The organism is Sphingobium sp. OAS761, from assembly GCF_024168485.1.
Taxonomy (GTDB): domain Bacteria; phylum Pseudomonadota; class Alphaproteobacteria; order Sphingomonadales; family Sphingomonadaceae; genus Sphingobium.
Window position 1 is genome coordinate 46,245 of sequence record NZ_JALJVY010000013.1, and the last position, 12,715, is coordinate 58,959.

General features: G+C 62.6%; 11 protein-coding genes. 3 read left to right on the forward strand and 8 right to left on the reverse strand.

The genetic code is table 11. The features are described 5' to 3' along the window. Positions 1-468: 468 nt before the first annotated feature. A complete protein-coding gene (locus J3E64_RS16910) occupies positions 469-1,470 on the forward strand; it encodes a cyclase family protein (protein WP_253344214.1) in 1,002 nt (333 codons plus the stop codon). A gap of 65 nt (positions 1,471-1,535) precedes the next feature. Here J3E64_RS16910 and J3E64_RS16915 read toward each other — a convergent pair whose 3' ends face one another. The 4 genes from J3E64_RS16915 to J3E64_RS16930 form a co-directional block, all read right to left on the reverse strand. Then, the gene (locus J3E64_RS16915) at positions 1,536-2,729 is read right to left on the reverse strand and encodes a DUF1214 domain-containing protein (protein WP_253344215.1); all 1,194 of its coding nucleotides are present in this window, start codon (positions 2,727-2,729) and stop codon (positions 1,536-1,538) included. Positions 2,730-2,746: 17 nt separating this feature from the next. After that, positions 2,747-3,682: an NAD(P)-dependent oxidoreductase gene (locus tag J3E64_RS16920; RefSeq protein ID WP_253344216.1), complete on the reverse strand. Its 936-nt coding sequence runs from the start codon at positions 3,680-3,682 to the stop codon at positions 2,747-2,749. Further along, positions 3,679-4,842: a sulfotransferase gene (locus J3E64_RS16925; protein WP_253344217.1), complete on the reverse strand. Its 1,164-nt coding sequence runs from the start codon at positions 4,840-4,842 to the stop codon at positions 3,679-3,681. The genes J3E64_RS16920 and J3E64_RS16925 overlap by 4 nt, the downstream gene beginning before the upstream one ends. Positions 4,843-5,119: 277 nt before the next feature. Further along, on the reverse strand, positions 5,120-5,770 hold the full coding sequence (locus tag J3E64_RS16930) for a TonB-dependent receptor (RefSeq protein ID WP_367398642.1): 651 nt from the start codon (positions 5,768-5,770) through the stop codon (positions 5,120-5,122). Here J3E64_RS16930 and J3E64_RS16935 point away from each other — a divergent pair. Then, positions 5,755-6,159 carry an MBL fold metallo-hydrolase gene (locus J3E64_RS16935; protein WP_253344219.1) on the forward strand — a complete coding sequence of 135 codons (405 nt, stop codon included), beginning with the start codon at positions 5,755-5,757 and terminating at the stop codon, positions 6,157-6,159. The genes J3E64_RS16930 and J3E64_RS16935 overlap by 16 nt on opposite strands. Here the strand turns inward: J3E64_RS16935 and J3E64_RS16940 are convergent. Beyond that, positions 6,126-7,034, reverse strand: a complete 909-nt coding sequence (locus tag J3E64_RS16940; protein WP_253344220.1) for a LysR family transcriptional regulator — start codon at positions 7,032-7,034, stop codon at positions 6,126-6,128. The genes J3E64_RS16935 and J3E64_RS16940 overlap by 34 nt on opposite strands. 114 nt (positions 7,035-7,148) lie before the next feature. On the opposite strand from J3E64_RS16940, the gene J3E64_RS16945 reads away from it, so the two are divergent. Further along, positions 7,149-9,452: an arylsulfatase gene (locus J3E64_RS16945; protein ID WP_253344221.1), complete on the forward strand. Its 2,304-nt coding sequence runs from the start codon at positions 7,149-7,151 to the stop codon at positions 9,450-9,452. 76 nt (positions 9,453-9,528) lie between these two features. Here the strand turns inward: J3E64_RS16945 and J3E64_RS16950 are convergent, their stop codons facing one another. The 3 genes from J3E64_RS16950 to J3E64_RS16960 all read right to left on the reverse strand — a co-directional run bounded on the left by J3E64_RS16950 (position 9,529) and on the right by J3E64_RS16960 (position 12,709). Next, positions 9,529-10,614 carry a hypothetical protein gene (locus J3E64_RS16950; protein ID WP_253344222.1) on the reverse strand — a complete coding sequence of 362 codons (1,086 nt, stop codon included), beginning with the start codon at positions 10,612-10,614 and terminating at the stop codon, positions 9,529-9,531. Positions 10,615-10,748: 134 nt separating this feature from the next. After that, positions 10,749-11,702, reverse strand: coding sequence for a mycofactocin-coupled SDR family oxidoreductase (locus tag J3E64_RS16955; RefSeq protein ID WP_253344223.1), 954 nt, complete (start codon positions 11,700-11,702; stop codon positions 10,749-10,751). Between the two features lie 71 nt (positions 11,703-11,773). Then, positions 11,774-12,709, reverse strand: coding sequence for an alpha/beta hydrolase (locus J3E64_RS16960; protein ID WP_253344224.1), 936 nt, complete (start codon positions 12,707-12,709; stop codon positions 11,774-11,776). Positions 12,710-12,715 lie beyond the last annotated feature (6 nt).

Here is a 12,715-nt window from a genome sequence, read left to right on the forward strand (position 1 = left end):
CCTGCCTCCTCCATGTCCCTGCCCCAGTCCTATGGGGTGTGATCGGGGCGATCAAGTCGCGAGCGTTGGAAGGAAACGGTCGCAATCATTCATCCGGCACTGCGGAAATGTCGGCGTCGTTGGCGCGAACCTGCCTTCGCTCAGGCGAGCGCGGCCCCCGGTTGCAAAATATGCCGGGCAGGCTTCTTCCAAGAATATTGCCGACGCAGCCACCATCATCGCGCATGCGCTTGCCGCGACGCCGGGCCGATTGCATGACCGCGCGGCCGGTTCCTCAATCCTGTCGTCATCTATCCACTGGCCGCTCTGGGAGGCATCGGCTTTGCCGCGAACAGCTTCGGTATTGTCTATCTGCTTGCGGCGATACCGTTCATTCTTGCATGCGCCTTTGCAGGACGGGCGCGGGCTGGGTCATGACGATGCACATGGCCCAGGCCAGAAATATAACCAAAGCGAGAAGGAGAGAATATGCCGAGGTGGATCAACAGGCCCGAAGGCTCCAACTGGGGTGATTTTGGCGAGCATGACCAGATCGGTCGTATGAACCTGCTGACTCCCGAACGTCGCCGCGCGGCCGTGGCAGAGGTGCGGGACGGCATTGCGTTCACGCTCAGCCTGCCGCTTGACATTCCGACGATTCCCCTTGCTCCCTCGCGCAGGCCGCCGCGATTGAGCGCCGCCGCCGATGAGGAGGGAGATGTCTACAACCGGCAGGATGCCGGTGGCGAGGAATTGACCTGCGACGATAAGGTTACGCTTCACACCCAGCATTCGACGCAATGGGACTCGTTGGCACATCGGGGTCGCGCCTTTGATGCGGATGGCGACGGCGTCGCCGAGTTTGTCTATTATAACGGTTTTCGTGCGGGCGAGCATGTGCAGGGTCCCGAAGGCTGCGACCACGCCACCCGCGCGACGGCGCTTGGGATAGAGACGCTGGCGATGGCCGGTGTGCAGGGCCGGGCTGTGCTCGTCAATCTCGAGGCGGCATTCGGCAATGCCAGCCGCGCCGTCTCGCTCGCCGATCTGCGACACGCCATGGATGCGCAGGGTGTTGAGGTTCGTCCCGGAGACTTCCTGCTGCTCTATACCGGCTTCGACAAGCTTGTTCTGGAAAGGGAAGCCCGCGGTGACGGTGCCTGGATCGCCAGCGAATGTTGTGCGCTGGACGGCACGGATGAAGCGCTGCTGCAATGGATCGTCGACAGCGGCATCGTCGCCATATGTTCGGACAATGTCGCTATCGAGGCGCTGCATCTGATCATGTCGCCGCAGCCCCCGCCGATCCGCCTGCCGATCCATGATCTGTGCCTGTTTCGCCAGGGCATTTTCCTGGGCGAACTCTGGTATCTGAAGGATCTGGCTGCGTGGCTGCTGGAACGGGGGCGCCATGCCTTTCTGTTGACCGCGCCGCCGTTGCGACTGCCCGGCAGCGTCGGTTCGCCGCTCACTCCGATCGCGACGGTCTGATTTCACCGGAGAGACATCATGCACGTACAGGGATTTGCCCATATCGGTCTCAGCGTTGTCGGAGGTTACCAGTGCAGGCGCATCTGGTAACCCACGCGGCGCTTGCGGATCGCCTCGGCGCGCTCTCGCGCTGAATAGGCCGGCGTATCGGACGGCAGATATTGGCGAACGTCGGCAACCTTGCAGCGGGTCACGGTCGCATCCGGGGCGTCGCTGGGCACTTTCCACCGCATCTGGATGATGCCCCAGGGATTGTCGGCCTTGTCCATCCAGTTCTGTACGCCCGGATCCAGCCTTGAAATCACCACCCGCAGCTTGCCATCGCTGTCGAGCCGCGCCTGCGCCTCGTTCAGGCTCGACTGGCGGTTGGCCCAGTCGACGGTGCTGAAGCGGTCGTCGGCAACGAGCAACGACCAGTAGAGACAGGATCGGGGCAGTGCCGTCTCGATCACCAGCGCCTCGTCATCGTCGATCTCATAGGCGCCGTCATAATATACCTGATTGGGCATGCCACCGATGCTTTCGATCTTTTTCGATCGCGTCAGCACGTTCAATCCGTGATTTTCACGATACCAGCGCGCGAGGTCGATGTCGAAACGGACCATGCCTTCCGCCCACGGGCCGAGGTTGGCGATGCGCCGTTCTATCTCCTCAGACGTGGTCGGCGGGCAGTCGTCCAGCCGTTCGATCGCCATGCGCGCGTCGGTTTCGTTGATCCAGTCGACCGCGCACTGGCGCAGCAGCAGGCGGACCGTGGCGGGCTGAAGCGGCCACCAGTCGCCGTCATGACCTGCGGGACGGTCAGGGCTCAGGATGACGCTGAACGATCCGTCCGGGGCTATGGTCAGGTCGTCGATGCTGTGCTGCATCGGCTTGACCGAGGTAGGGCCTTCATGGCCGAGCAACTCGTAGCTTTGCTGCCCGATCTCGACGAAGCGGTTGGTGCCGCGAAAGCCGGACAGGCGATAGGTGCCCCGGGGGTCCACGTCGGTCGTCCTATAGGTATAGTCCGGACAGGGACCGCCCATGTTCATTGAGATATTCCAGCACGGCGTCCATGTCGGCCGGGCCGGGTCCAGCGCGACATGGGAGAGATAGCCGTTGGCCACCGCCGACAGGGCGAGGCGGAAAAGGTCGCGGCGGTCGTCCGCGGACGGGTCGCTGCGGCCCCAGCGGTTGATCAGCTGGTCGCCCACCGGTGCGATATTTTCCAGCATCGCATTCCATTCGGGCATGTGCAGCATCTTGTCGGTCATCATCGACTCTCCTTGACTGGTCACGCCGATGCGCGAACGCGGTCGGGACACAGTTCCTCCAGCACGCGACGCATGCCGTCCTGCCAGCCGACCTTGCATGGCCCCGTGATCGACAGCCGTTTGGTGCTGTCGACGCCGGACCCTGGCTGCGCGCCGGGTGCCGGGACTACGTCGACCCGGGCGTCCATGCCGAGCAGTGCGCCGGCATGCGCCGCCATCTCCTGCGCGCTGACCATGTCGTCACCACCCCAGTTGACGATCGTGGCCGGAACGCTCGCGGCCGCGAGCAGCGGGGCGACATGCGCGAACATGTCGTCGTCATGGATCGGATTGTAGGGGCAGGGGTCGGATCGTGTCGTCCATGGGCGGCCTTCGGCCACGGCGCGGGCGATATATGTCGGCAAGCCGCCGCGCGGGCCGTAGGACGCGCCCATCCGCGCCAGCGTTACCGGAATCCCGAACTCGCGCGCACAAAAACGGGCGACGGCCTCCTGCGCGATCTTAGCGATCGAATAGCACGCCATATTGGGCAGCATCGCATCGCCCAGCGGATCGCCTTCGCTGTAGGGGTAGCTCGGATCCGGATGCGGCTTGTAAACGGACACAGTCGACATCACCAGCGCGGCCTGGACATCCCGGCAATGGGACAGGAGCAGGCCCGTGCCTTCCGCGTTGGTGCTGATCGCCTCGTCATAATCCTCACCCGAAATGGTGGCGGCCAGATGCAGCAAATAGGTGAAATCGCGCGGCAGACCGGAAAAATCCGGATCGGCAAGGTCGATTGCCAATGTCCGGATACCGGCATCCTCGACCTCGCGCCGCTGCACAGGGTCGCTGAAACGCGCGATGCCCCAGACCTCGTTTTCGCGTGCCAGCGCCCGCGCCATGGGGAAGGCGATCTGTCCGGCCGGACCGGTCACCAGTATTTTCGCGCCCCTGATAGGGTTCATCGTCATGCTTTTGCTCCCGTGTCGATACCGAATGCGCGCGTGTAGAATTCATAGTCGCCCCGGATCGCGTCGGCCGACAGGCCGTATTGCTCCGGCGTGTAGCTATGCGCGCCATGAGCGCCGGAACCGTTACCGGCAAACCACTCCCTGAACCTGGCACGCAGCCCGTCCGACATCGGCAGGCCGAGCCAGCCATATATGCGGTCCAGCGTCGCCATGGGATTTGCCAGGAAGTCGGCATGATGGACATCGAAGAAATGGTCCGGACCCAGAATCTCGCGCGCTGTCATCGCCTGCCGCATGCCGGTCAGCAGATGGTTATGGATTTCCCGCCCGATCTTTTCGCGCCCGATCTTCGCCACGACGTCGGGCGGATAGAGCGACGCCACGAAGCTGGCGTAGGATGGCACCGACTTGCCGGGATCGCGGTGGGCGAAGATGAAGCGGATGCCGGGGTAGGCGTCGACCATGTGATCGAGGTGGAATTTGTGATGCGGTGCCTTGAACAGCCATCGGTTGGGGGGGCGATGAGACTGGAGCAGGCGCGCCACGCGGGCATGGTAGCGGAAGGTGGCGCGCAAATCCTCCGCTCGCCACCATGCGTGATATCGCCACACCGGCATGGTCATCTGCTGTGCGTGAAATTCAAGTCCCAGCACCTCGGTATCCTCCACCGACGCGTCGGTTTCCCAGATGTGCATGGACGCCTGCTCGGGATCGTCCCGCATCAGCGTCTCGACCATATGCGCATAGGCGGTACGGCGGGGGTCGTCCCGCTCCGTGTCGATATGGGGGGGAGGGCAGGGCTGCTCCTGCTCCCAGGCGCGAAGAGATCGGAATTGCGGGTCGAGCGAGAGCAAATTGCCCAGCGCGGTCGTGCCGGTCCGCGGCAGGCCGACTATAGACACCGGGCTTTCGATGGACGTATTCGCCGCCCAACAATGGTCCGCGAACCATTTTTCGATCGTCAGCCGATTGACCAGTCGCCGTTCGATGAGCGCGATTGCCTTGTCCCGGTCCGCAGCCGCGTAGGGGACGTCAGCTGCCAGACTTTCAAGCATCATTTCAAGGCCGGGCAGGAAGCTGGATCCACCGAAATCCTCCAGACCGGTGGCGTCGGATGCCGCCGCCATCATCTGCTGCGCCGAAGGATAATCTCCGGTCATATCGTCTCTCCATCAGCCAAGCACCCGATCGGCGCGCGCGCCGGCGCGACGCTGCGCCGGGCGCTTTTAGACCGTCGAGCCGGGTCCGGAGCCTCTAACAGGATAATTACGCATGAGCGGACCGGCTCGGAATCGCAGGGGAAGGTGAGCAGTCTCAAAAGATCAGCCGGGCGTCGACGCCATAGGTGCGTGGCTTCTTGAACGTCCCGCCCGCAAAGCCGAGCGATCCGAAGTCGACGCCATATATCAGACTTTCCTGGTTGGTGAAGTTGTCGCCTCAAACGCCCAGTTCCAGCCGGCCGCTGCCGAGGTGGATGCCCTCCGGCGACAGCCGCGCCTTCAGATTGTCGTCGGGTGGCGACTTGGTGGCTTCGTTGAACGGCGCGGTTATGTCCAGCGCGTTGAAATATATCTGCGTACGGTGCGAATAATCGACGCGCAGTCGCATCGCCATGTCGCCCAGTTCGGCCAGATATTCCCCGCCGACATGGACGGTCCATCGCGGGGTGTAGACCGGCCTGGCCTGATCTGCGACATCCACCAGCGTGTCGGTCGTCGGGTCGAGGAACAGGAAGCGCTTGTAGTGTGTGTCGGTAAAGCCCACTGACCCGTCGAGGGTAAGCCCCTGCACAGGCACGGCCGTCAATTCTGCTTCAAATCCTTTCAGCTGCACCTTGCCCGCGTTGGCGATGATCGACCTTGCACCACCGGACCCGGCCGCGAACTGCTGCACCTGCAGGTCGCTATACTGTGTCACATAGGCGGCCAGGTTGAAACGCAGATGGTTGTCCAGAAGGTCGGACTTGAAGCCCGCCTCATGGCGGCCGGGTTCCGACCTTCCCGAATGCGCGCTACCTGTTTTCGCGTTGGGAATGGAACCATTGGCATGCAGCCAAGGAAAAAGGCTGTGCCATGACGCTCGGCAAATGCGTACAGCCTATCATTGATGCGAGGCTGGCCGATCTGGTCGAGATGGACCAAGTCATTACCGACGAGGTGCGACTTGTCCAGGCCCCGGGGCACACGCCCGGACATGTGTCGGTGGCGATCGAATCGGGCGGCCGCACGGCCTTCATCACCGGCGACCTTATCTTTGATCCGGTGCAGTGGGCCGAGATCGAACGGGGTTCGGACGCGCATGGCGATGCGGCGGCCGCAGAATCCATGCGTCGCCATATTCGCGATCGCTATACCAATAGCGGCCATCTGATCATCGGCACGCATTTCGCGCCGCCAACGGCCGGCCACGTGATAAAGGACGGTGAGCGATGGAGCTTTCGGTCCTATGTGGAAGCGTCGCAGGAAGCTTCCTCCTGATACGGGCTGAAATTAGCGAACCCGCGCAGTAAATGTTCGGACTCTTCCGCTACCAGCAATGCCGCGCGGGACAGGCGCCTTCGCCGCCGGCGAATGACAGCCATGTCGAAGCTCTGCGGACCGATGTCGGATATCGGCAAGGCGACCAGACGTCCTTGGGCAACGTCGTCGGCCACGAAACAGGCAGGAATGAACCAGTAGCAGCTGCTGGTCAGGACGATTTCCCGCAATATATGATAGTTGTCGCATACTACCCCGCGTAGAGAGCTTTGCCAGGGTCCCTGCTGATAGGCGAATGGCCAAGCCGACAATTCCGCCATCGCCACCGTTTCGCGCGCTGCAAGCGGATGGCCGGCGCGGACCATCGCGACCAGAGGCAGCGTCGCAACAATCTGGACGTCGAAGTCGAGCGCAGCCTGCATGTGACTTGGACTGGCGAGCACGAAATCCAGTTTGTCGGCCGCCAGATCGGCAAACAGGTCCGGTCCCGATTTAATCGATGCCGTGATGCGCAGGCCGCTTTCCCCATTGAAAAGGGCTGCCCCCAGCCGGGGCAGAACCAGACTGGCGATCATAGGCCCCATGCCTATAGAGACATCCCCCGCCATGGATGTCCCATGTGCCTCCAGTTCGCCGGCTAATCCGTCAGCGATATCGAGGATGGCCTTGGCACGCTCTACCATGACCCGCCCTGCGCCTGTGGGAACCACGCCATCGCGGCGGCGATCGAACAGCCTTATCCTGTGATGACGTTCGAACGCGGCAATGGAGCGGCTGAGCGCCGATTGTGTAATACCCAGATCTTCGGAAGCACGTGAAAAGCTGCCGATGCGCGCCAGTGCGACCACGTGATGAAGTCGGGCAAGATCGATCATCTATTCCTCCAGATCATAAAAATCAGGACTAATATGAATTAGACAGGCAGGTCCGACGCACTAAGATCGCCGGCAATGGCGGGTCAAGCCGTCTGCTCATGACAGGGGAACGGGATGCGCCGGCTGGCATTGGTTTCGACACTGACGGTGGCTGCTGGCTTCATGCTCTCGGCACCGGCCACCGCCGACGCGGCGGACGAGGCGCCCGCGCCATTGACTGCGCCGACACCCGCAGCCGCACCCGTTCAGACGCGGCCCAATGTTTTGATTTGGATGATCGACGATGTGGGCTTTGGCCAATTGTCCGGCTTTGGCGGTCTGGTTCCCACGCCGAACATCGAACGGGTTGCGCATATGGGGTTGCGATATGACAATTACCGCACCGCACCGATGTGTTCGCCAGCGCGTGCGTCGCTTCTGACGGGACGGATGCCGCATAGCGTGCACATGGGCGGCCATCCCCTCCAGGCTTTTCCGTTTCCCGGCTACGACGGCAAGGTTCCCGCGGAAGCGGGTACTATCGCCGAAAATCTGCGCCAGGCGGGATACCGTACTTACGCCGTCGGAAAATGGGATCACCTGCCGCCCTCTGAAGCCTCGCCGGCCGGCCCGCTCACGCACTGGCCGTTGCAGCAGGGTTTTGAACGCTATTACGGCTTCCTTTCTGCCGACACCGACAATTTCTTCCCGACGCTGGTGCGGGACAACAGCGCGATCAGCGCTCCGATCAAGCCCGGTTATCACCTGAGCGCCGACATGGCCGACCAGGCGATCGCCATGCTGACCGATCGGGACGGCAGCGATGCCGACGAGCCTTTCTTCCTATATTGGGCTACCGGCGCCGCGCATGCGCCGCACCACGCGCCGCAAGCGTGGATAAACCGTTTCAAGGGTCAGTTCGACATGGGCTGGGACAGGGCGCGCGAAACCATCCTTGCGCGGGAGATCAAGGCCGGCCTGATTCCCGAAGGCAGCAAACTTGCTCCGCTACCCGATGCGGTTCCGGCCTGGGACAGCCTGGATGCCGACCACAAGCGACTATATGCGCGACAGATGGAAGCGTTTGCCGCTTCACTCTCCTATGCCGACGCGCAGTTCGGACGTATCCTCGACGCTCTTTCTGCGCGCGGCGAACTCGACAACACCATCATCATCATAACTACGGACAACGGCGCCAGCGCTGAAGGCGGTCCCGGCGGAGCGTTGACCGAATCCTACATCGGCAACGCGACACCACCTGCCTTTTCCGACAATCTGGCAATGATCGACAAATGGGGCGGGCCCGATACCTATCCGCATTACAGCCTGGGCTGGGCGGTCGCGGGCGACACGCCGTTCCGCTACTGGAAGCAGACGGCGCACGATGGCGGCATCCATGTGCCGCTCGTTATGGCCTGGCCCAGGGGGATCCCGGCGCGGGGCGAGTTGCGTCACCAGTTCGTGCACGTAAGCGACATCGCGCCTACCGTGCTCGATCTGGCGAAGGCACCGCTTGCCGACACCGTCAACGATGTGAAGCAGGCTCCCATGGAGGGGCTCAGCTTCGCGGCGACCTTCGCTGCGCCGGGTGACCGGCGCCAGGGTGAGGGGCGTTACGCCGAACTGTATGGCAACAAATCATTCTGGCAGGACGGCTGGACCATCGTCACCAGCCATCGGCTGAAAACCTGGGATTCGGCCGTCAATACCGGGCAGCCCTTTGATGATCCGTGGCAGCTCTACGATACCGTCCGCGACCCGGGCCAGACGACTGACCTTGCGGCCGAATATCCCGACCGGGTCAAATCCATGGCCGCCGCCTGGCAGCAACAGGCGCAGCAGCATCGGGTCTTTCCGCAACATAATATTGGCGATGATACGCCCGAACAATCCGCGGGCTTCGTCGCTGCATTAAAGAGCCGGAATGGCAAGTGGCGCTATCCCGGCCCGGTCAGCAATCTCTATTTCTCGTCGGCGCCGCCCGTCAATCTGATGCCCTTTACGGCCACCATTCGGCTCGACCTGTCCAGCACGAACGAAACCGGACCCGTCTTCGCTTATGGCGGGCGCGTTCCGGGCATGGCGCTTTATCTAGACCAGGGCCGTCCGGTGTTCCTGTTCAACGAGATTACCGGTGCCCAGCACCGGATCGAAGGATCCGAATTGCTGCCCAAGGGTGCGAACAGGCTGGAGCTGCGATTGCGCACGGCGGGCAAGGCCGATACGCAGAACCGGTCGGACTGGACAGTCGCCATCACCGCGAACGGAAAGCAGGTCGCGCAGGATGTGCTGCACATCGAAATGCCGCGCATGATGGGAATTTCCGCGACATTCGATGTCGGTAACGACACCGGGTCGCCGGTGATGTCTGGCTACCCTGCCGGGACGCCGCTCAATGCGACGATCAAGGAGATGACGTTCGATTTCTTCGCAAAGTAAACAAGGTCGGCGGTTACAACCGCCGGCCCATCGTCGGCAAACCTCCGCGCCGGTCACGGCGCGGATGAAGGGCGCATCAGGCAGCCATGCGCCCGGCTACCGGGGCCTCGGCCGGATATTCCCTGGGCGATCCGATTGCATATTCCGCCATTAGCAATGCCTTGAAGGCGGCGTCGTTCAACGGATCCGCCGGCATGGTGAAGGCAATGTCGCGCTTGGCCAGGTCGCTGGCGAAAATGTCCATCACCCGATCAACGCTCAAATCATCCAGATGATCGGCGCGAATGCGGAACGCGTCATAGTCTGCATAGCATTCCGCCGTCCAGTGGAACAGCCAGCGTATTTCTTCCGTCGCCAGGCGGGCGATCACCGTGTCGCCGTTCCGCACCTGCCACTGGCCCAGGTCGCCGGGCGTGCCTTCGATAACCGAATCGAAGGTCAGCCCTTTGACCTTGCCCCACTGATCCGGCGTGCCGCTGGTTTCGCCGCGATGATACATATTCTCGTTCTCCGCCACGACGGCGATGTTCCAGAACGGCGCCGGAATACGTTTGGGCGGATTATGGCCACCATCGGGCCAGTAGGTGAAGCCCCCTCGGTCCGACGCTCGCCAGAACCATGTGACAACGGCGGCCAGCTGAATCTTGTATTCGCGGAACAGGCGCGAATTCGTCATTACCGACAAAAGCCAGATCGGCGTGTTGGTGCTGTCCATGCCACGATAGGACGTGGCATCGAAATGTCCTGGGTCGGCCGACGGTTGCGGCGGACCATAGTTGAAATGGAGCTGGCGCGGCATCACGATGCCCGCGTTGAAATAGTCGCGTGCCCAATCCATCAGCTTGGGATTATAGAAGGCGCTGGCGACGACGGGGTCGAGCACGGCCGAATTCTTGGCCAGATAACCATGAAACATCGGCGCGAGAAAATGATCGAGCGTCAGCCCCTCGGGCATTTTTCCTGATGTGGCCGCGACGATCTCCTCAGCTGATCCAAAGAGCTGTTTGACCAAAAGCCCGTTGGCTGGTCCCCGGTGGACAGCCGTGAAAAGCGCCTCGACCTGCTCCGGCGTATAGACGTCCGACTGCACCTTTGGCGGCGAAAAGGGGATCAATTCGGCGGCCCGGATATCTGCCCGCGACGCTGCGTCCATATGTGTCATGATGATCCTCTCCCAAGTGTCCGGCGACGAACCCAGGTCTCGAACCAGAATAGCATATCGCAGATATGGCACAAATGCCGTGCGCAGGCTCAACTATGCCATTTCGCTATATGATGGCATGGTCGTCGGTCCCGTCAGGCTGCATTGTTCGCCATGGCGCCCGCCGCGACATCGATCGCTGATCCCGTAATATGCCGTGCCTCTTCCGACAGCAGGAACAGCACCGTGTCACTGACGTCCGATGGCTCCACCCAGGCGATCCCCTGTGGTGAATGGGGATTGGCCATGCGCTTTGCCTGAAATTTCGCGCGCGTGGGTTCGGGGTCGCCCGGCAGCGCCTTTGCCCATCCGGCCGGATTGTCGATCAGCGGCGTATTCACCGATGTCGGACAGACGCAGTTCATGGTGATGTTCTGCCGCGCGACTTCCAGCGACGCGGCCTTCACCATGCCGATAATGCCCCATTTGGATGCGCAATAGGCTGAACCCGTCGCATGTCCGCTGCGGCCGGCCAGCGAAGAGGTGACGACGATGCGGCCGAAACGCTGGTCGACCATGCCGGGCAGGACTGCCCTGATCGCATGAAACACGCCGTAGAGATTGGTCTGGATGATGTCGTCGAACAAGGCGTCGCTCATTGCGGCGATGGAGGAGGTGCCATAGATGCCGGCGTTGGCCACCATCAGGTCGATGCGACCGAACATGGCCTGCCCCTGCCGGACCACGTCCGCCGCCGACGCCGCGTCGCGTATGTCCGACCGGATTGCGAGCACGCGCCCGCCAGCGGCACGGACCATGTCGGCCGTATCGTCCATGTCGGACTGCCGCGCCATCGGATAATCGATCGAACCTACATCCTTCAGGCTGTCGGACAGGATGATGTCGGCGCCTTCAGCCGCCAGCCTTTGCGCATGGCTGCGTCCCTGTCCGCGTGCGCCGCCGGTGATCCAGGCCACCTTGCCTGCGAACCGTCCGCGCCGTTCCCCGGACGATGCGGCGGACACCGAACTTGCCGCCCCTGCGGCGGCAACGGCCCCGGCGGCCCCTACGAAATGCCGGCGTGACATGACCTTGTCATCCATCGTCATAACATCCTCCTCACCTGTGGCGAACTTCGCGTCCGCGCAGAAGGAAGTGTCAAGGCGCAGGAGCCGTAGCGTCAAGCCTTTGCGAGATATTTCCGGGCAAAAGCGCAGGCGTCGCGCATCGATTCCTGGGCACCGGGGAGGAATCCGATCCAGGATACGAAGCCGTGAACCATGCCGGGGTAGCGCTTAACCTCCACCGGAACGCCGGCCTGTTGCAACACCGGTGCATAGGCCTCGACCGCGTCGCGGATCGGATCGCATTCGGCGCTGGCGATATAGGTGGGCGGCAAGGCTTCGTGGCTGGCCGCCTTCATCGGGCTGGCGCGCACATCGTCGAAATCGGACGCGTCGCGGATATGCAATTCCCAGAAATAATGCGCGTCGTCGAGCCGCAGCACCGGGCCATGCTCGAATTCCAGTGCTGATCCTTCTTCCGGAATCGGGTGGATACCCGGACCGTACCAGTTGATCACGACGGAAAGTTTCGGCGCGCCCGCCTCCTTTGCGAGCAGGGCGCAGGCGCTGGCAATCACGCCGCCGGCACTGTCACCCGCAACGCCGATCCTGTCAGGATCACCGCCCAGGTCGGCCGCGTGCGCGCCGACCCATTGTGTCACGGCCCAACCGTCTTCGAAGGCGGCGGGAAATTTATGTTCGGGGGCCAGGCGATAATCGACCGACACCACCAGCGACTGCGCGCCGCCTGCCAGCCCCCGCGCGATCATGTCTTGCGTATCGAGGTCGCCGACGACAAAGCCGCCGCCGTGGAAATAAACGATCACGGGGAAAGGGCCCGCGCCTTCCGGCGTGTAGACGCGAACGCCTATCTCGCCCGCCGGTCCCGGCACCACGCGGTCCTCCACCGATGCCAGCGTGACCGCTGGCGGCGGCAGCTGGAGCGAACTGGACCGTACCGCCTGCCGCAATGCGTCAACAGGGAAGTTTCGGACCGATGGCCATTCGGGCTGTCCGGCGAACATGGCTTCCAATTGGGGATCTAAAGGCATGGGTCG

What these genes read in the sequence shown, in the direction of transcription:
- J3E64_RS16940 (WP_253344220.1), bottom strand. Translation starts at nt 7,034, where the DNA reads ATGATCGATCTTGCCCGACTTCATCACGTGGTCGCACTGGCGCGCATC.
- J3E64_RS16945 (WP_253344221.1), top strand. Translation starts at nt 7,149, where the DNA reads ATGCGCCGGCTGGCATTGGTTTCGACACTGACGGTGGCTGCTGGCTTC.
- J3E64_RS16955 (WP_253344223.1), bottom strand. Translation starts at nt 11,702, where the DNA reads ATGACGATGGATGACAAGGTCATGTCACGCCGGCATTTCGTAGGGGCC.
- J3E64_RS16935 (WP_253344219.1), top strand. Translation starts at nt 5,755, where the DNA reads ATGACGCTCGGCAAATGCGTACAGCCTATCATTGATGCGAGGCTGGCC.
- J3E64_RS16950 (WP_253344222.1), bottom strand. Translation starts at nt 10,614, where the DNA reads ATGACACATATGGACGCAGCGTCGCGGGCAGATATCCGGGCCGCCGAA.
- J3E64_RS16915 (WP_253344215.1), bottom strand. Translation starts at nt 2,729, where the DNA reads ATGATGACCGACAAGATGCTGCACATGCCCGAATGGAATGCGATGCTG.
- J3E64_RS16960 (WP_253344224.1), bottom strand. Translation starts at nt 12,709, where the DNA reads ATGCCTTTAGATCCCCAATTGGAAGCCATGTTCGCCGGACAGCCCGAA.
- J3E64_RS16925 (WP_253344217.1), bottom strand. Translation starts at nt 4,842, where the DNA reads ATGACCGGAGATTATCCTTCGGCGCAGCAGATGATGGCGGCGGCATCC.
- J3E64_RS16910 (WP_253344214.1), top strand. Translation starts at nt 469, where the DNA reads ATGCCGAGGTGGATCAACAGGCCCGAAGGCTCCAACTGGGGTGATTTT.
- J3E64_RS16920 (WP_253344216.1), bottom strand. Translation starts at nt 3,682, where the DNA reads ATGACGATGAACCCTATCAGGGGCGCGAAAATACTGGTGACCGGTCCG.